Annotated in this window: 15 protein-coding genes and 1 CRISPR repeat array; all 15 genes read right to left on the bottom strand. The window is 40.6% G+C overall.

Features of this window, described 5'->3' with window-relative positions:
* Positions 1–353: 353 nt before the first annotated feature.
* The 15 genes from ACQRBH_RS15025 to ACQRBH_RS14955 all read right to left on the bottom strand — a co-directional run bounded on the left by ACQRBH_RS15025 (position 354) and on the right by ACQRBH_RS14955 (position 19674).
* Entirely contained in the window at positions 354–743 is a 390-nt protein-coding gene (locus ACQRBH_RS15025; protein ID WP_347375924.1) for a GrdX family protein, read from the bottom strand.
* A 39-nt stretch (positions 744–782) separates the two neighbouring features.
* A complete protein-coding gene (locus ACQRBH_RS15020; protein ID WP_427762312.1) occupies positions 783–1529 on the bottom strand; it encodes a DUF1638 domain-containing protein in 747 nt (248 codons plus the stop codon).
* Positions 1529–2131, bottom strand: coding sequence for an HDIG domain-containing metalloprotein (locus tag ACQRBH_RS15015; RefSeq protein ID WP_427762311.1), 603 nt, complete (start codon positions 2129–2131; stop codon positions 1529–1531). Before ACQRBH_RS15015 ends, ACQRBH_RS15020 begins: the two co-directional genes overlap by 1 nt.
* A gap of 149 nt (positions 2132–2280) precedes the next feature.
* Positions 2281–6665: a CRISPR direct-repeat array (repeat unit 33 nt; unit sequence ATTTCTACTCACACGCCCCTTGCGGGACGTGAC).
* Between the two features lie 234 nt (positions 6666–6899).
* A complete protein-coding gene (gene cas2, locus ACQRBH_RS15010; protein WP_427743146.1) occupies positions 6900–7190 on the bottom strand; it encodes a CRISPR-associated endonuclease Cas2 in 291 nt (96 codons plus the stop codon).
* Between the two features lie 10 nt (positions 7191–7200).
* Positions 7201–8223 (bottom strand): type I-C CRISPR-associated endonuclease Cas1c, encoded by a 1023-nt coding sequence (gene cas1c, locus ACQRBH_RS15005; protein WP_427743147.1) that lies wholly within the window; start codon positions 8221–8223, stop codon positions 7201–7203.
* A 16-nt stretch (positions 8224–8239) separates the two neighbouring features.
* On the bottom strand, positions 8240–8923 hold the full coding sequence (locus ACQRBH_RS15000) for a CRISPR-associated protein Cas4 (protein ID WP_427743149.1): 684 nt from the start codon (positions 8921–8923) through the stop codon (positions 8240–8242).
* On the bottom strand, positions 8920–9786 hold the full coding sequence (cas7c, locus tag ACQRBH_RS14995) for a type I-C CRISPR-associated protein Cas7/Csd2 (RefSeq protein ID WP_427743151.1): 867 nt from the start codon (positions 9784–9786) through the stop codon (positions 8920–8922). The genes ACQRBH_RS15000 and cas7c overlap by 4 nt, the downstream gene beginning before the upstream one ends.
* Positions 9782–11374 carry a type I-C CRISPR-associated protein Cas8c/Csd1 gene (gene cas8c, locus ACQRBH_RS14990; protein WP_427762310.1) on the bottom strand — a complete coding sequence of 531 codons (1593 nt, stop codon included), beginning with the start codon at positions 11372–11374 and terminating at the stop codon, positions 9782–9784. The genes cas7c and cas8c overlap by 5 nt, the downstream gene beginning before the upstream one ends.
* A complete protein-coding gene (locus tag ACQRBH_RS14985; protein WP_427762309.1) occupies positions 11332–11583 on the bottom strand; it encodes a type I-C CRISPR-associated protein Cas8c/Csd1 in 252 nt (83 codons plus the stop codon). Before ACQRBH_RS14985 ends, cas8c begins: the two co-directional genes overlap by 43 nt.
* Positions 11577–12305, bottom strand: coding sequence for a type I-C CRISPR-associated protein Cas5c (gene cas5c / locus ACQRBH_RS14980; protein ID WP_427743227.1), 729 nt, complete (start codon positions 12303–12305; stop codon positions 11577–11579). Before cas5c ends, ACQRBH_RS14985 begins: the two co-directional genes overlap by 7 nt.
* A gap of 47 nt (positions 12306–12352) precedes the next feature.
* Positions 12353–14557: a CRISPR-associated helicase Cas3' gene (gene cas3 / locus ACQRBH_RS14975; protein WP_427762308.1), complete on the bottom strand. Its 2205-nt coding sequence runs from the start codon at positions 14555–14557 to the stop codon at positions 12353–12355.
* Positions 14558–14737: 180 nt separating this feature from the next.
* Complete coding sequence (locus tag ACQRBH_RS14970; protein WP_427762307.1) at positions 14738–16075, bottom strand: ATP-binding protein; 1338 nt, start codon at positions 16073–16075, stop codon at positions 14738–14740.
* Positions 16076–16191: 116 nt separating this feature from the next.
* The gene (locus ACQRBH_RS14965; protein WP_427762305.1) at positions 16192–17937 is read right to left on the bottom strand and encodes a S8 family peptidase; all 1746 of its coding nucleotides are present in this window, start codon (positions 17935–17937) and stop codon (positions 16192–16194) included.
* 49 nt (positions 17938–17986) lie between these two features.
* Complete coding sequence (gene rbr, locus ACQRBH_RS14960; protein ID WP_427762303.1) at positions 17987–18598, bottom strand: rubrerythrin; 612 nt, start codon at positions 18596–18598, stop codon at positions 17987–17989.
* Between the two features lie 59 nt (positions 18599–18657).
* Positions 18658–19674 (bottom strand): glycosyltransferase family 2 protein, encoded by a 1017-nt coding sequence (locus tag ACQRBH_RS14955; RefSeq protein ID WP_427743233.1) that lies wholly within the window; start codon positions 19672–19674, stop codon positions 18658–18660.
* Positions 19675–19702: the final 28 nt, after the last annotated feature.

Below are 19702 nucleotides of genomic sequence, written 5' to 3'. Positions count from 1 at the left end.
CCTTCTAGTTTTTTACGATTGAATATTTCTATAAATATTCACAATTTATTCATAATAATTATACTATTCTTTGTTGAAATCATCAATATTTTATTCTATTTTTTCTAATATTCTGTACTTTTTTCCAGTTTTTCGAACAAAATTATCATCTGTTAATACCCATTTTCCGTAATTTTCTACAAATCTGCCAACACAACGGCAATCAAAAAAAGAGTGATACGCAGAACATACTCTATTTCTGACGTATCAATCTTTTCTGTGCCATTCTATATATGATGTTGGGGTCAAAAGCCCCCAACTATGATGCTTACGGATTGTTCCGTGCTACGCACTCCCACAATCTGGTTTGTACTTTAAGATATTCTTGGAATAATATTATCAACGACCGATAAATCAATCGTCTTGAAATCTTCTGAGACTCTTTCACTGTATCTCTCCGGTGTAGGTGCAATCTCCTGCCATTGCCGGTATGTCTCGATACATTTCTCGATCAGCAGGATATCCTCTGTATTATCTTCCTTGCCCTTCGGATATACGACCACAGAACGATAAGGCGTCTGGTTTGGCTTCAGACTGGAAGCCTGCGGATGCGTCAAAAGCTTATGCCGGTCATAGACAAGATCTCTTGTCTTGATTAAGACCTCTTCATAAGTATTCAGTAATATCACAGTTAAATCATTCTTATATTTTTCATAGACACGGTCGTTATTTGTAATCATGATTGCTTTTTCCAGATCCCACATATTTACATCCACCTTTTGTACTTCTTTTCTAACCTTCTACTACACTTCTTTCAGGATATTCTCATCATAGCTTGGTTCTGCATGATGTCCGGGTCGGACAACAAGAAATCTGTCTTCCGGCCAGTCTCCATCCACCATCTGCTTCAAGATAGAATGATTTCCCTGAATTAATTCGTAAGACCAGTTCTTTTCTGCTGCCTTCTCTCTCGCCTGTTCTTCATATTCCGGGAAGTCCAGTTCCGGCCATCTTATGTAAGCTGCGCCCTGATAATGCTGCGTAAATTCAGACTCAATCTCTACTGCACGTCTTGCACGCCTCTCATTACCATGATAACGAACCAGATACATATCATATCTGCGCCTCAGATAATCTTCATCGTCAATATTGTCAAGCTCCACAAATCCTGGAGAATAATAAAATGTACCCGGATTCTTCTTGTAATATTCCATGTACATCTCCTTATCTCCCATAAGAAGCGTAATACAATCATGGGCCTTCGGAATGACAAGAGGATATTTCTTACTGGACAGGCCGGTCACCACATTCGAACACAGACCATATCCCAACAAAATTGCATCAAATTCATATTCTTCCGTGTCATTGGAGTAAATATGACGATTCTCATCGATCATATTGATCTCTTCCTGAAGAATCTTCTTCAAATGCTCCGGTCTGCTATGTATTTTCTGTTGTATCAATGTTACATCAATGATGTTTTTACACGAAAAGATGACACTGGCAATCTCTCTTTCTAAGATCTTACAACCAAGTAACTTGTATCTCATCAGTCTAATCTCTCCATTTCCTCATGAATGGTGTCTTCACTGTCAGCCATAGCCTGTAAAGTCATGGTAAGAAGTTTTTCAAGCTCCCAGCCAAGCTGACTGGCTCCGCATTCTATCACTTCTCTTGAACATCCCATAGCAAAATTCTTACTTTTATACTTTTTCTTAAGAGATTTTAATTCCATATCTTTTGTGCTCTTTGAAGGGCGCATCAATGCTGCCGCCCAGATAAGACCTGTCAGTTCATCTACTGCAAAAAGTACCTTTTCCATCTCATGCTCCGGCTCGGTCTCAATGATAATTCCACAACCCACTGTAATTCCGTAACCATGTGATACCACACTATGGATAATTCCCTCATCTACACCAGCTCCCCGCAGCATCTCCGGGGCTCTCAGGCAATGCTCTTGTGGATACAATTCAAAATCAATATCGTGAAGCAATCCTATAATCCCCCAGTATTCTGCATCTTCACCATAACCCAGTTCATTTGCATACCACTTCATAACCGCCTCAACAGTTAGTGCATGTTGAATGTGAAAAGAATCCTTGTTGTATTTTTTTAATAAACTCAATGCCTCATCTCTTGTTATAACTGCCATTATTTCTACTCCTCAGATATTTATATTTCGAAACTATTTATTTCAATTTATATTATAGACTCTCTTCCTGCATTATTTCAACTCTACACTAATTATCACAAATTATATGATTATACTCTCAAATTATTTTTTTATAAATGGGTATAAGAATTTCTACTCGCACGCTCCTTGTTGAACATGACAGCAATGTTATGGGGCAACAAATTATGTTAGGAATTTCTCTACTCACACGCCCCTTGCGGGACGTGACTATGTGGTCAATAATCCGCATCCGTACATAGTGATTTCTACTCACACGCCCCTTGCGGGACGTGACAAGAGCGTCATCGTGATATCGGTATGCAAGATTATTTCTACTCACACGCCCCTTGCGGGACGTGACACTATCGTCTCACCTATTTCCTAATAAGATGTGAATTTCTACTCACACGCCCCTTGCGGGACGTGACCGGGCCATGACAGAGGATAAAGGATACATGGCAATTTCTACTCACACGCCCCTTGCGGGACGTGACTGTGGATTCTTAAATATTCCTTCTTTATCCTTTGTATTTCTACTCACACGCCCCTTGCGGGACGTGACGCATTGCAACAAACATTTCGCCTTCGCCTTCCGTATTTCTACTCACACGCCCCTTGCGGGACGTGACGAGGCTCTTTCATCGGAAAATGCAGAACTGAAAATTTCTACTCACACGCCCCTTGCGGGACGTGACCCTGGCAGTTACGATCTGCTTAAAAATATTTTAGATTTCTACTCACACGCCCCTTGCGGGACGTGACAATTCTTCTAATGACAGCCCCATCTGCTTACATCGATTTCTACTCACACGCCCCTTGCGGGACGTGACATGCTTTTGTGGCGTTAAAGTATCTAATATAATAATTTCTACTCACACGCCCCTTGCGGGACGTGACAATGATTTCTTCCAGCTCACACATCTTCTTGAAATTTCTACTCACACGCCCCTTGCGGGACGTGACAGTCTTGCATTTTCCTGATTGTAATACGCTCTCAGATTTCTACTCACACGCCCCTTGCGGGACGTGACGGACAGTTACCCTGCGCCCCTCACGATATACCTTATTTCTACTCACACGCCCCTTGCGGGACGTGACTTTTACATGCTACAATTTAATTGGTTAATTTTCTATTTCTACTCACACGCCCCTTGCGGGACGTGACCTATGAGACGAGAATTAGAGTAGTTATTGATGATATTTCTACTCACACGCCCCTTGCGGGACGTGACGGCTGCTGCCCCTACGCCTACAATCGGAATTGTATTTCTACTCACACGCCCCTTGCGGGACGTGACCTCCGCTGTTTAACTCCGCGTCCAGACTTGCATAATTTCTACTCACACGCCCCTTGCGGGACGTGACATGTGATATAAACTCTTTTCTCTGCCATCCCGAATTTCTACTCACACGCCCCTTGCGGGACGTGACTTTATATTCCATGCTTTTTACCTCCATAAAAAACAATTTCTACTCACACGCCCCTTGCGGGACGTGACATTATCATCTGTTCTGCTGTCCAGGTATTTCTTTATTTCTACTCACACGCCCCTTGCGGGACGTGACGAAAAATCTATTCATAATATATCTTCTGGATTTCATTTCTACTCACACGCCCCTTGCGGGACGTGACTGTACCTCTTCATAGTCTATCGGGCAATCCGCATAAAATTTCTACTCACACGCCCCTTGCGGGACGTGACATCATTAACATCTGTTATTCCACTAATATAACCATTTCTACTCACACGCCCCTTGCGGGACGTGACCAGGATATTTTCTATCTCTGCCACAGTCTTATGTATTTCTACTCACACGCCCCTTGCGGGACGTGACCTCCCTCTTCCAATACTATGTTGACTAGATAAGATTTCTACTCACACGCCCCTTGCGGGACGTGACACTCGATGCTGGTCTTCTGCATCCTCCGGTGAGATTTCTACTCACACGCCCCTTGCGGGACGTGACGCGTCACGACCAATACGTAGAAGAGAGAAATGAAAATTTCTACTCACACGCCCCTTGCGGGACGTGACATATCCCACGGCTATGAAGCCTTCTGTGATATTGTTATTTCTACTCACACGCCCCTTGCGGGACGTGACCATCTAATAGGTTTTCAAATCTTTCAAATTGATATTTCTACTCACACGCCCCTTGCGGGACGTGACGGACAGTCACCTTGCGCCCTTCACGATAGACCTTATTTCTACTCACACGCCCCTTGCGGGACGTGACTAGAGCAAAATTACAGCAAACACTTGGAAATCCATTTCTACTCACACGCCCCTTGCGGGACGTGACGATGGAGACTTTAACTTGACATGGTTCAAAAATGATTTCTACTCACACGCCCCTTGCGGGACGTGACTTCGCTGTTTTTCTCAGATAATATCCCACGGCTATGATTTCTACTCACACGCCCCTTGCGGGACGTGACGATGAATAACACAAGCTTCAAGATTTTTGTAGATTTCTACTCACACGCCCCTTGCGGGACGTGACTTCCGATATGGTATCTATAACACTATCAAGTCCATTTCTACTCACACGCCCCTTGCGGGACGTGACAAACTTTGTTCAATTTGTTACCTTCTTTCACTAATTTCTACTCACACGCCCCTTGCGGGACGTGACATTAATTTTGCGGAAACTAAAACATCTGTAATAAATTTCTACTCACACGCCCCTTGCGGGACGTGACTGTAAGCGGAAAGCAACCTATAAAAGTCGCAAGAATTTCTACTCACACGCCCCTTGCGGGACGTGACGAGGGAAAGACCTGCATTGTATTCATAAGACAGATTTCTACTCACACGCCCCTTGCGGGACGTGACTAAGAACCACTATGCTATTATGGTCTTAGGTGAATATTTCTACTCACACGCCCCTTGCGGGACGTGACCCGAACGCTCGCTTTTATCCTCTTCCCATTTCTATTTCTACTCACACGCCCCTTGCGGGACGTGACTTCTGCCGGCACTTCCTCCCGGATCTCTTCCGGATTTCTACTCACACGCCCCTTGCGGGACGTGACGGTCTTTCCAGAATTTTCCTTCTACAAAAATCTTGATTTCTACTCACACGCCCCTTGCGGGACGTGACCTGCCATCCCGAAAGCATATCATTGTACATCTCTATTTCTACTCACACGCCCCTTGCGGGACGTGACGACCGTAGAGGTCTTTTTGTTTGCAGAAAATTAATTTCTACTCACACGCCCCTTGCGGGACGTGACCACAACGCTTAATCATGATCGATACCCCATATGTTATTTCTACTCACACGCCCCTTGCGGGACGTGACAGTCCTTCCCTCTTCATTCCGTACAGATTTGCAAAATTTCTACTCACACGCCCCTTGCGGGACGTGACATTGTAACAGATGGCAGATATGTGGGAATTGTTATTTCTACTCACACGCCCCTTGCGGGACGTGACGACCGGGAATAAGGCTTTTACAATTGCCTGATTATTTCTACTCACACGCCCCTTGCGGGACGTGACGGATTTCGGCTGGTGATTCCGGCAATCTTAGTAAATTTCTACTCACACGCCCCTTGCGGGACGTGACGATGCCGGCACTCCTGCGATTTCTGCAAATGGGATTTCTACTCACACGCCCCTTGCGGGACGTGACGAATTTCTGTGTTCCGCTGTATCCGTTATTCGATATTTCTACTCACACGCCCCTTGCGGGACGTGACGCATCTCCCCTACTCAGCTGTTTCTTCTGTAATATTTCTACTCACACGCCCCTTGCGGGACGTGACATTCCGAATAATCTACAACAGGAACTGCTGAAACATTTCTACTCACACGCCCCTTGCGGGACGTGACTTCCACCGTGATCCGCTTTGTTTTCAATTCAACCATTTCTACTCACACGCCCCTTGCGGGACGTGACGTAATAACTTTCCTGTCCATAATTGATAATGCTTATTTCTACTCACACGCCCCTTGCGGGACGTGACCTGTGCAATCGTCGCCACAATCCTTCCCACATGGATTTCTACTCACACGCCCCTTGCGGGACGTGACAAAGAGAACCACAATGAATGCGAATGGTGTAGAATTTCTACTCACACGCCCCTTGCGGGACGTGACAAGAACAGTCAGAAGAACAGATTCCAGGACAGACAATTTCTACTCACACGCCCCTTGCGGGACGTGACTCATGGGGTGGTTATTGGTACTGGGATCCGGAGAATTTCTACTCACACGCCCCTTGCGGGACGTGACGGTGCTGCTTTTACAGCAACAAGCGGATATTGTAATTTCTACTCACACGCCCCTTGCGGGACGTGACTGGGTGGCTTGCTTCTCAGGCTGACATGTTAGCGGATTTCTACTCACACGCCCCTTGCGGGACGTGACTTAGTGGAGGAAATAATTTATGACACGAGAAGAAAATTTCTACTCACACGCCCCTTGCGGGACGTGACGATCCGAACAGAGAGCCTATTCCCGTTGGATCTACAATTTCTACTCACACGCCCCTTGCGGGACGTGACCCCTATATTTTGTGTTGTCAATATTCACATATGCTAAATATATAAAGACAGACTAATTTTTTACTTTTTCCATTTTCCTTTTTACATATTTCGCCACATTTTTCGGGCGAACCTGGCAAGTTTTTCAAATCACCACTACTTCGCCATGCTATTAACAATGCATTGTATTCCCATGCCAGAACGCTGTTAAAAACTGGATTTTCTTACCATACTGCCATCTATTCTAGAAGCATATTAAATAATAATCACTCCTTCCGGATTATATGTTTTTTTTGCTCCGATATGTTCTACACGTTTTTCCCAATTATTTCCCAAATAGTAAAAACGCAGACTATCTTTATCCGAATCAATCAGCTCACATAATCTGGCTTTTAATTTCAAAAAAGATGAATAATCCAAATCTGCTTCGAAGACGGAATTCTGTACACGTTGAGCATGATTCTGACACTCTTTTGCAACTTTACGTAACCGAGTCTTCCCAGCATTATCCATCGTACTGACATCATAACTAATTAATACCATCATAATCATACACCTACTTTAATAAATATGGAGGATAGTTTTCCAGTTCTCCTCTGACATATTTTGCAAGTAAATTACTCTGCACATATGGAAGAAGGCCGAGCGGTATTTTCTGCTTCAAATATGGATGAACGATCTCGGAACGTTTCTTTTCCTGCCATCGAGTCAGAACTTTCTTCCGCCCCTCATCATTTAACCATACCGCTCCTGAGATCTGTTTTTCAAAATCTTTTTCTCCTATAATCTGAAGGTTTAAAAGTGTAATAACAAATCGTTCTGCTATACAGCGAGCCTCCTCCACTAAATCACAAGCCAGAGAGCTTCGTCCGCTGCGCAGTGCATGGCAAAAGCCGATATAGCTGTCCAATCCAACAGTTTCCAATGCAGCAGCAAATTCACTGGTAAGCAACGTATATACAAAAGATAAGACTGCATTTACAGGATCCAATGGCGGTCTTTTTGTCCGAAATTCAAATGTAAAAGGTACTTTTTGATTTGTAATCAACTTATCAAAGATTGAAAAATAATTTTGAGCACAATTTCCTTCTATCCCCATGACTTCTTCGATTATTTTTGCATCAAATACTTTTTCAATCCCAGAATCAAGAACTTCCATCACTTTGTTTATCTGTTCATCCCCTCTTAATGATGCATTATCATGAAGTGTTCTGCGGATAAGCTGGCGTGTATTGCTGAATTTAGCTGCCATCGTATTCTGCGCAAGGGTTAATCCACACTCTCTGAACCTATCGATCTGAGCAACCCTCAAAAAAACATTTCCTTTCGTTTCCCCGCAAACTTTTGCCAAAAACTTCCCCTGGGGAGAAATAAAATTGATGGGAATGGTTTTACTCACACATTTCCCCATTAACGTTGGAGAACATCCCACGTAATTAAAACAAACAATATTTTCAATATTCTCAAAAGGAATTCGCAGCTTTGTTTCACCCTCAATCTTGCACACAAGATTTTCCCCATCTAGTGTCAAATATGTTAATTCATTTGTAACATAGATTGTATTTAATAGTTTTCTCATAATCGTTCCTCTTCAGCTAATGTACTGATATTTCAGTCTCTTGAATTTTTCTGATCTCAGACAAAATACTCCTTGATTTTTTTACCGATGGCATACACATATCTTTCATAGAACATCCACTACATTTCTGCCCTTTTCGGATTGGCGGGATCACACCCTGCATAAAATCACTTCGCATTTCTTTCAGTAATTGTTTCAATTGCCTGTCATATACTTCAAAATTCTCCTTCAACGGAAGTCTGATTCGTTTTTTTACATCCGCATAATACAAAGTTGCTTCACAATCACTACCAAATACGAAATCCACGCAAATTTTCTGAGCAAAAACCTGTATCAGATCCTCTTCATGATATTCCTCATGCTTTGGTTTTGTAGGTTTATACTCTACAATGCAGATATTATATTTTTCTTCACTTCCGTTTATAGAAACTCCGTTTTTGTCCCTCGTCATTTCAAGGCAATCGGTTACTCCATACAAATTATACTCGTCCAAATCATTATAAACCGGAACAGATGTATATACCTTTTTCCCTCTTGATATGTAATTTCGTTCAGGATCGTGGACTCTGTTATGCATAAGATTGGCCTTTGTCACAAATGCATTTTCTGCCCATGCTCTGCCAATCTCTAACAGTCCCCACCGATGTGGGCAATACATATAATGTTGAATGGAACGAATGGCTATTTCTGTTGTTCTCATAATTTCTCAATCAATTCGACACCTTCAGGCATCTGGTCTTCTACTGTAATCCGGTAATCACCAAACCTGCGAGGCGGTTCTTCCTCATTTTTCAAATTTACCTGTATCTTATCAAATAAAATATGTGATGGGCAATTTCCTAAAACATTACTATGTTTAAAAACATATAGTTTTCTCATGCACATTTTTCCTCTCGCTGCACTATGATCATTTTCAAACATATTGATAATAGCTGTCCACAACAGTTCCAAATCCTCTTCTGACAGATTTGTCACTTTATTGGCAAGTGCCGCAGATACATAACCTTCAGCCCGGTAAAGAGCATATGGAATAACGCTTTTTCTTCCCATCTCAGTTTCTCCTGTTTCTGTTCTCGCCTCCGTTGTGCGAGCCTGACGGGTGATGGAAACATCCTGAATATTGATAGGAGATAAGCTTCTGGCAAAATTAATCTGTACCGGGCCTCTTACAATACCACACTGATCTTCTCCAGTCGACATAACCGCTCCAAACACTCGTACATCAAAATAATTTCTGCACATATAATCGCGAGCTTTCTTCACATCATCGGCATTTTTCCCTTTATTTTTTGTTTTGAGTCCTTCCTTCTCATACGCTTCCGTAAACTTTGCATTGAGGTATCTGTCCGGTTTAATCAAAATATTATACCCTTCTTCTCCCTCTTTATATAACTCTACAAAATTACGGATTTTTCTTTTCAGGCATACATCTGTAATATATCCACAACCTGTTTCCGGGTCTACTCGCGGAGAGTTCCCTGCATCCGGATCTCCATTTGGATTACCGTTTTCTACATCAAAAAGCATAACAAAATCATATCTGTTCTCAATTGCCATCTTAATTTTCCTCCATTTCGCTGTTTGTTTCTTTTTTCTCAAAAAAACTCTGGTATTGCTGATAGTATCCTATAATAAATCGTCCCTGATCCTGAAGTAAAAGTGTCTCCGGAAATTCGCCATTCAGCTTGTCCATAATTTCTCCTAATAATATGCTGTAATATGCTGGACTTTTTACTTTATTCAAATGATTCTGCGCCAGCTTAATTAATTTTGGAAATACAATTGCCGGTTTTGCAGATGCAGATGCAAAATATGCATCCTTAATCGTTCTGTTAAGCTTTATACCAGACGCATCCCTCTGCAGTTTCTCCAAAACGGCAAACAGCCTTCCACATACATATGCCTGCCCACAATTATCTTTGTCTAGTGCCACGCCAAACTCCTCCTTTTTATAATTTCTATTGATACATGCTTTTATAACTCCTGCTCTTACGCTGTTAACTCTTTTGTCTCCGTCTGTTTTTACTCTACGTACCGCTGTTTCAAGTAAAGTCATCGGATATCTGTTCCCATAGATAACCGACTCAAATAATTTTGTCAGTAATGTTGGATTGATTTTTTCTGATGTACTCTTCGGAGATCGTAACTCTTCTTTAATTCTTGAAAAAGAAATCGGCCTCAGTTCTTTGGATGTCTGCATATCCTTCTGAAATCCTGCAATATTCCAGAGAAGTTCTGCATATTTTTTTCGGTAAAAAAATTTCACTGAAAGTCTTGAAGAATTTGGTTTTAGACCAAGCATATAAAAATCAACATCCGGTTTTATCATATCCAGAGACTGAAGCCGGCCTTCCGTCATCTTCCCCACTCTTCCGCTCTCAAGCACCCCCTTCAGCATACCTTCCGTCTCTTTTGCACTCATTTTATCCGACTGTCCGCAAAGCATTGCCATAAACGCATCCTCATATGCATCGCTGGTATCCATAGCCCAGAAAACAATAGTAATATCATCCAAAAGAATTTTATGTTTAGAGCTTCCCAACAAAAAATTCAACGCATCCGTATATTTTTTCATAACACTCATTGAAATATTACTGTTATATGACTGTTCATTTCCATAGGAATTCTCAGAAGCATTATTGAATCCAATCAAAACAGAACCTGTGGCAAGGCCTCCAAATACTCCTTTTATTTTATTATGAATTCGGGCTATCTCAGTCTCTTCCCCGCTGACTGCACATTGCGCAACATATCCCTTCTTATCTTCGGAAGAACTTTCATGGTAAATCTGTTCCCATTTTTGTATAATCTGCATATCATTATGTAACAACAAATCCGGATATCCTGTAAGACAAAACGCAAAACCTGATTTTCCATAATTTTTTCCCAAAATTAGCAACTTGTCATTTTCTATTTCCTCCTCCGGATTCCACGTTCTCAGAAAATTCCGATAAGCATTCGCCACTGGGGAATCTATCCCTTCCAAAAACTCTAAATTTGATGTTACAAATGCCTCGTGAGATTTCCTGGCTTTTCCGGTTCGATCATCCGGTGTTAACCTTTCACCATCCATATTCAATCCAAAAATATATAGCGGACGATGCTCAATTATGTTGCTGTCAATTCCCGTTTTTTCTGTTCTCTGTGGCATCTTTTCTGCCCTTGGAATCCATTTTTTTTTGCTTTTCCCTTATCCGTTTTATTTTGTATTTTTTCCTGACAATCAATGATTTCTTTTATTTTTCCCTCTTCAGTAAGACAGATCAAGTAATGTACATTTACTTTTGAATACCCGTCCGGGAGAATTTTTCCTTCTGCAGCGAGAATATCATAATAATCACTTAGCGCTTTTATCAGCATCTTAATTCCCCCCTGTATTTTTTTACATCTATCACACCATTAACCATATGAGGTCTATAATAAATGGTTGAAGCCTTATCAGAAAATTCAGGATTTCCCCAGTCATCATTTATCGGTCTACCCTGATCAGCAAAAGTAACCTTATAGCTCATAAACCCCAAATCCACATCTCCCATCTCTATGACTCGGCTGCTAATTAAGTTTTCATCAAATTTCTCTACCAGCTCTATCCTTTTTATCGGAAATTCGCTGCATCCCATACAGGGTGTTCTGAAATACTGTCCCTTTTCCAGTCTGCGTTTAATGATATTAAAATGCTTATTTTCCCCATCGTTTTCCTGTTCGTTTTTTAAACCGGTCAATTCAAAATGAAATTCCACACCATACTTTACATTTTTTAAAATCATAGAAGCTCTCTGACTTCTGCTCTCTGATGCATAGATACATGGATCTGTATCTTTACCTTTCATCTGATTTTTTATTGCACTGTAAAGCACCTTGTCCTTCACTTCATTCCTTCGGATATTGATAAAATCTATCTCATTAAATACAATGATTTTATCAATCACATACCGTATGGACGGTTTCCAATACACACTTTTAAGCATCCCTTCCAACGCTCCTGGCGTAGGGACATCATAACTTACTCTTTCAACCTTAAGTTCCGGTCTGGTAAAGCATGCGTAATCACCTTCTACTATTATCTTAAAGCCATAGCTCATACCTGTTTCACTCCTTTCTTAACAGTTCTGATTACTTAATCAATCGCCTAGCATACAAAATAATCTTTTGCTTCAAATGTAACACCTGTATTTTCGTCATAATAATCTGTATTTGTAAGACATAAAATACCCGTCCCAAAATCATCTACCACATGCTGACGAATCAGATCATCAAGCTCTTTCTGATAAATAGAGCATGTATACTTTTGCAACCGTCTTGCAATACCAAGATCACCTCCTGTAAATCTCAACGAATCTATAATTTCTCTGCTCTGCTCATCCCTCGGTACAACCAACGAAATCGTTCCAGAATCAATCAGTTCAAAGTCCCGTGCATATTCAGCAAACGGTATACAGGAAATATCAGAACAATTCCGTGTAATTGTCTTTCCTTTTAAAGCATCACTTTTTGTAAAAAATAATCTGGCATAGTATTCTTTAATGCTCTCTGGGCATGAAATATCTTCATATTTATCTAAAATGCCAGAGGTAATATTACTTTTCATATCCTGTAAAGTCCTGTTTTCATCATCAAACTCGAATATATACACTTCAGCCTGAGTACGTTTTCCCTCTCGGTTACACCTTCCTCCAGCCTGCAAAATACTATCGAGTCCCGACAATTCACGAAACACTGTATAAATATCAAGATCCACTCCCGCTTCAATTAAAGATGTAGATATTATTGTAATTCGTCTGTCCTGAGGTACATCTTTATAATCCGGAAAATCTATTTCTAACTGTTTTAATTCATCTCGTATTTCACGAATTATGATTTCACGATCATACGCTGTCATATATGTTGACAAATGGAATTTTTTTCCGCCACATAATTCAAAAAGCTTTTTTGCAGACTTTTTTTTATTCACAATAATCAATGATGATGGATAATTCATGGATTTTTCAAGAAGGCTTTCCGCACGAAGCTTCCCCAGCAACTGGTACTTACATTTTTGAAATGCGCAAAACATAGATGTATTATCAATCAAATCAATTATCTGGCTATTTTCCAATGCATACTGCCGAAGCAATTTGGGAAAATCAGGCATCGTTGCTGTAAGAAATACTGCTTCACTATTCAAATATTTTGTAATATATGTAATAACACGAAGACATGGCTGCAAATAATTCTGCGGCATTAAATGTGCTTCATCAAAAATCAGTATACTATCTGCCATGTTATGCATCTTTCGAAGTTTGCCACGTTTATTTGCATAAACGGATTCAAAAAACTGAACAGCTGTGGTAACTATAATCGATTCCACATCCCAGTTCTCAGCCGCACTTTTCGCTGCCCTTAGGTAATCTTCTGCATAATCATTTTCTTCATAAGAAAAAGTTGACTGATGGCGCAGGATTTCCGCATCAGATCCAAACATTTCTTCAAATACAACCATTGTCTGATCAATAATACTATTATAGGGAATTATATAAACAATTCTCTTCTTTCCTGCCTTAATTGCTCTTTCCAAAGCAAATTTCACACTGCACAATGTCTTTCCGCTTCCAGTTGGCATATTCATAAGATAAATTTCTCCGTTTATATCTGTCTTATCAAACACCTGCTGTTGCAAAAGCGCACGCGTTTTCTGTAAGGGCGTCGTACAGACAAAAGAAGAAAGCTTCGAATTCACTTTTTCCAAACATGCATGAAAATCCGCAGTTAATGGACGTATCTTATCCCCGTTGCAGAAACGTGCTGTATCAATAGAATCCGCATCCACCAGACAGGAAAATACATATCGTGTTAAAAAAGCAAATTTATCTACCAGTATTTCTATGTTTTTTCCACAGTCCTGCATCAAAAAACTCAAAATTTCATTTCGGTTAATTTCGAGCAACTCTATTCCTTCTTTATATGCACTATAATCCTCAAAATTACGTTTCAATCTTCCAGATAGTGTAGTCATATCGGATGTATCGTTCTTATAACCGCCATCCGGTATGCCACTGTGATGCCCGGCAATGCAATATTCCATCATCAAAGCTATCGCCGCATCAGGATATAATTCTTTTGCCACAAGGGCTCCGCAAGTAGAATGTTCCACTTTAATATTTTCTCCATCAATCCGACGCTGAAAATCTTCCTGAAATTTTCCTATGTCATGCAGCAATCCCACATTATATGTGAAATTTTTTAATATCGGTACGGCAAATCGCCTGCATAAATCAGCCGTATTCTCACTGTGTTCTTTAACAGTCTGAATTGCCCCTGTATTTTCATTAATATGCGCTTTATATACAGATCTCATAATCCATCGTTTCTCCATTATCTGTAACAAATTAAACCCTTAAGATATTTTTATTATCACTATTTTATCATTCTATTCTACATTTTTAAAATTAATTTTATATATGTTAATACAAAACAATATCATTTCCACAAACACAATCTTTTTTACATACCAAAGTAACTTTTCATTTTGTCCATATTACAAAAACATTGCCATATAAATCGGCAAATGAATCACATTTTCTTTTATGAGAATATCTTTTGTATACAAAATATAAGCCTGCCCAATTTTCCCCTTAAATTTATTTCTGAATTTATCTAATGAAGAATGCTTCCTATATGTTCCTGATTTCACTTTAATCGGACATATTTTTCTTTTTTGCCGAATCAGGAAATCAATCTCCATATTATTTTCACGTTTATCCGTATCTGACCGGGAATAAAAATAAAGTTTATGACCAGCAGCTCTCAATTCCTGTGCCACAATATTCTCCATGAGCATACCTTCATTCACATGCAGTCTGTCTAACAGTATATCTCTATATAGCTCATTATCCATAAATTTATCATCCATAAAAGAATGTGTTACCAAAAGTCCCGTATCCGCCATATAGCACTTTCGCGTTGTATGCTCTTCACTCATAGACAATCCGACGGTTGGTTCTGTCGCATTGTAACAATTATTAATAACCATAGCTTCTGTCAACCACAAAAAAGCATTTTCGTAATCACGAAATCTGGCACCTTTACTGATACTGGATAACTTATACTTCTTCTCAGTCTTAGAAAGCTGTGACGGCATCTCATCAAAAATTGATAATACTTTTGCTTCATATCCTCTGGCATATTTTGTAATATCCTGTCGATACAATGTTAGGATACGTTTCTTAATTCTGTCTGCATTTTCAAAGCTTTTCGTTGTTCTGTAAGCTTCCACTGCCTGTGGCATTCCTCCAACTAAAATATACTGACGAAAATCATTCATGACTCGTCTGTGCATAGCCTGCCCAAGTGGGCGAAGTAATTCAAGACACTCCCGTAAATACGGAATTGTTGTTTCATCCCCCATTGCCCACAGAAATTCTTCAAAATCCATTGGAAACATCTCAACATGTTCCTCTTCTGAGGGAATTACAATGTCTTCCACATTCATTCTCAGAGAAATCAATGAGCCCGTTTCCAAATAGTCATAACGGCCATCTGCCACTAAATATTTGATTAATTCCCGAGCCTTAGGATATCTCTGAACTTCATCAAAAATAATAAGAGATTCACGTTTGTAAAGGATTTTCCTGTAATATGCCGACAATTTATTGAAAAACAAATCAAAATCATTCATATCATTTTCAAAAATATCACGTACTTCTCCTGGAAGATGTGCAAAATCAATCAGAATATAGCTTTTATACTCATTTTTCCCAAATTGTTCTGCAATATAGCTTTTACCGACACGCCTTGCCCCATCTAATAACAATGCACAACTCCCATTATCCTTTTCTTTCCATTCTAACAAACGATCATATATTTTTCGTTTCAAACAGGCACCTCCTTCCTTTATTAGTATTATTATACTCATAAAAGGCAGTTTTATTCAATATATTTATGCACAAAAAGGCAGTTTATATACTGGATATATATTCTCAAAAAGGCAGTTTATATCGGCAGACTATCTCTCACACACAGTGCCCCATATCCCACCTGTGGATTCGGATATACCGCAAATCCCGGCAGCGGCCTTGCGCCTCTCCTCAGATATGCTTTCACCTTTTCTCCATATAAAAACGGATCATTTTCCCGGACAATTCCCCATTCCATCAGCAGCGCCGCACTGCCAGTAACAAAAGGCGTTGCAAATGAAGTGCCGGTAAACTGTGCATATCCCCCGCCGACAGCAACGGTTGTTATATCTACTCCCGGAGCCGCCAGATCGGGCTTCACAAGCCTCTCCTCTCTTGTATATCCTCTTCCCGAGAAGTCTGCATAGGCAAATGTCAACGCATTGTATGCACCCACTGTGATTGCACGGCTTGCCGTCGATGGAATCGTAAGTGTTGTATTGTCTGTCGGGAACAAAAATCCAGTTCCTCTGTTCACTACATTTTCACTCGGAAGCCATAATTCATAAGCACCGGATACAATCTTTCGGGGTGTCAGTACGATTTTCCATACTCCTCCTGTAATATACGTATCCTTCGGCAGCATATCAATATAGATTTCCTGCGCCGTACTGTAAGGGCTGGGTTCTCCATAATAGAGGAGAATCTCCGTCTGACCAACGGTAAATCGCTGAGGTCCCAGGACTTCCTGGATAGGACCTACCGTCACACCGGCAGGACTAACCAGTGAAATGTCGATGACATCCGTATACTCTTTCCAGATCTGAATGCTGAGTGTCGGCTGATTATTCTGCACAGCGAGCTGTATCACGGTATCTCTGTCCTCTTCCATAACCCCGGATGTATGTCCTGCACTTGCTGCTTCATTTCCAGAACCGATGCAGATAGAACTCTTCCATATGTTTGAGATATCATCAATAAACCGTTCTAACAGAGAAGTGCCATCATGAGAGCCATAGGTATTGCCAAAGCTGATATTCACTGCCACCGGAATTCGAAGCTCAAGCGCCTTCCGAATTACATAATCCAATCCCTGCATTAGTTCTGTTGTTCTTGGGAATCCTTCCTTGCGTGGGTTGCCCAGCTTCACTACGATCAGTTCACTCTGCGGCGCCACACCTGCATATTGTCCATTGCTATTTCTCCCATTCCCAGCGGCCACTCCTGCCACTGCAGTCCCATGTCCGGATGTATCCATACTTGGGACGAGCCTTCTCCGTTCTTGTATCGAAGGCTGTTGTAACGCCTCGTTAATCTGAATGGCCGTATATTCTGCGCCTATGGAATACCCTTCCGGTGGCACCCTGCCTTCTGCGGGTACAAGTGACTGATCCCATAAATATCGAATTCTTGTGCTTCCATCCTCATTTCGAAAATCTGCATTCTCATAATCTATTCCCGAATCAATAACAGCAACCAGAATTCCCTGTCCAAATAATGCAAAGCGGGTATCTTGTACCGCATCGATACAAGATACCCGTCTTCCATTTGCGACTTGAAAGAATAACCGTTTCGGTTTTTCAATATATTCTATCTCGGGAAATTGCGCCAGAATCATAATCAGCGACTCTCGAATTGTAATAATCGCATATTCATTCTGCAGCTCCACCACATCGCTTGCCACTTCGCGCACGCGGTCCAGATTCCCGGAATACTTAATGATCAAGTCCCATTCTCTGTCGATGGGATTATAACCCACGTCCAGCTCCAGTGATTTTTCCCGTTCTTCTTCCGTGGCATCTAACGCAAGATTTAACAGATTCTCAACCTTTTGACTTGCCATATTATTCCTTCCTTACTTACTGATTATTCTAATTCCTTTCATGAAGATTCTATTGTACAAAGTTGTACCCCAGATAAGGCGCCAGTTCCGCCGGAATAAAATACCCTCGATCCTGTCTGCACACTGGACACACTCCCGGTACCATCTTCCCGGTATGGATGTAACCACAATTCAGGCACATCCATCGATTGTTCTGATCACTTTCAAAATATTTATTTTTCTCCAGAAGCTCTGCCATTTTACCAAAACGCCGACCATGTACAGCTTCAATCTCCGCAATCTGGAAAAATGTCGATGCCGCTTCAATAAATCCCTCTTCTTTGGCTTCCTTTCCAAATACCTGATATACATCTCCATACTCTTCTAATTCATTGTATTCCGCAGCCCGCAATAACTCTATCACACTATCATAATGATCTACCGGATATCCTCCGGCGATCTCTACGGTATTACCAGAAATATTCTTAAGAAGATCATAAAATCGTCTGGCATGTGCCCGTTCCTGTTCGGCTGTAAATAAAAAAATCTGCTGTACTGCATAAAATCCCTGATCTTTAGCAGCTTCTGCCGCAATTGTATATCGGTTTCTTGCCTGACTTTCTCCTGCAAATGCCCGCATTAAATTCACTTTTGTCTTACTTTCCAAAAAATCAATAGCCATGTCACACACTCCTTTTTATTCTTAATACTAGTATGTAACATGGCTATCAAATTATTCATCTAATTAAATCCAATAATTCTTCTTGCAACACTATATGCAAGTGAAGATATCTTTCTTCCTGGTCTTCCGGGAATATTCATAGTCTGTCCAAGAATTCCGTAACGAATCTTCAGGAATGTCTTGAAGTCCTTTTTCTTAAGATAACGCCAGAGCTCTCTCTTTTTCTCCAGATTCTCCTGCGTCTTGGAACGAATCAAAAGAATTGATGACACAGTCATCATGATTGCAAGATAATTAACCATATATTGTCTCAGCTTCTTACTCATTATCTTATTCAACTGATACATGTCAATCATAGATTTTGTAACAAAAATCTGTTGATCTACTCTTGAAATCATAACTTTCTCATTGACAGACTGATCTTCTCTGCCAATAAAGTAACGATAAAAATCTACATCCAGATAATAAATCTTACGCACATGTGGCAACGGATAATATACATAAATATTATCTACATAAAATGTATGCTTCGGCAGTTCCAGCTGAATCAATTTCAGTAGATCGGTACGATAGATGACAGAATGCATCAATATGTATTGATCCATGTGGAAATGTCCGATATCATCCCAGCGAAAGACTTCATCCTGCGGCAGAACATTGCGGTAATGGATACATTTCTTATGTGTTGCTCCCACCTTCTCATATACATAGTTAGAAATCAGCATGTCAATCTGCTCTTTTTCTTCTTCCAGATTACGCAACAATGCTAATATCTTATGTAATGACTCTTCATCAACCCAGTCATCACTGTCCACAACTTTAAAATATTTACCCTGAGCATGGTTAAGTCCGGCATTAACCGCATCACCATGTCCCCCATTTTCCTTATCTACAACTCGAATAATCTCTGGATATTTTTCCATATACTCGTGAGCAATCTCCGATGTTCTGTCCTTGGAGCCATCGTTGACGATAATAATCTCCACATCTTCTCCGCCAGGCAGAATACTCTCGATTGCATGTGCCATATAATCCTGGGAATTATAACATGGAATTGCAAATGAAATATACTTCATCCTTTCTCTCCTTTTCTTGTAAGGTAAT

This window comes from Bariatricus sp. SGI.161 (assembly GCF_050313695.1).
Taxonomy (GTDB): Bacteria; Bacillota; Clostridia; order Lachnospirales; family Lachnospiraceae; genus JAFBIX01.
This window is presented reverse-complemented; position numbering and strand designations above follow the sequence as displayed.

Excerpts from the sequence above, each read along its gene's own strand:
- ACQRBH_RS15025 (WP_347375924.1), bottom strand. The coding sequence starts at position 743 with ATGTGGGATCTGGAAAAAGCAATCATGATTACAAATAACGACCGTGTC.
- ACQRBH_RS15020 (WP_427762312.1), bottom strand. The coding sequence starts at position 1,529 with ATGAGATACAAGTTACTTGGTTGTAAGATCTTAGAAAGAGAGATTGCC.
- ACQRBH_RS15015 (WP_427762311.1), bottom strand. The coding sequence starts at position 2,131 with ATGGCAGTTATAACAAGAGATGAGGCATTGAGTTTATTAAAAAAATAC.
- cas2 (WP_427743146.1), bottom strand. The coding sequence starts at position 7,190 with ATGATGGTATTAATTAGTTATGATGTCAGTACGATGGATAATGCTGGG.
- cas1c (WP_427743147.1), bottom strand. The coding sequence starts at position 8,223 with ATGAGAAAACTATTAAATACAATCTATGTTACAAATGAATTAACATAT.
- ACQRBH_RS15000 (WP_427743149.1), bottom strand. The coding sequence starts at position 8,923 with ATGAGAACAACAGAAATAGCCATTCGTTCCATTCAACATTATATGTAT.
- cas8c (WP_427762310.1), bottom strand. The coding sequence starts at position 11,374 with ATGCCACAGAGAACAGAAAAAACGGGAATTGACAGCAACATAATTGAG.
- ACQRBH_RS14985 (WP_427762309.1), bottom strand. The coding sequence starts at position 11,583 with ATGCTGATAAAAGCGCTAAGTGATTATTATGATATTCTCGCTGCAGAA.
- cas5c (WP_427743227.1), bottom strand. The coding sequence starts at position 12,305 with ATGAGCTATGGCTTTAAGATAATAGTAGAAGGTGATTACGCATGCTTT.
- cas3 (WP_427762308.1), bottom strand. The coding sequence starts at position 14,557 with ATGAGATCTGTATATAAAGCGCATATTAATGAAAATACAGGGGCAATT.
- ACQRBH_RS14965 (WP_427762305.1), bottom strand. The coding sequence starts at position 17,937 with ATGGCAAGTCAAAAGGTTGAGAATCTGTTAAATCTTGCGTTAGATGCC.
- rbr (WP_427762303.1), bottom strand. The coding sequence starts at position 18,598 with ATGGCTATTGATTTTTTGGAAAGTAAGACAAAAGTGAATTTAATGCGG.
- ACQRBH_RS14955 (WP_427743233.1), bottom strand. The coding sequence starts at position 19,674 with ATGAAGTATATTTCATTTGCAATTCCATGTTATAATTCCCAGGATTAT.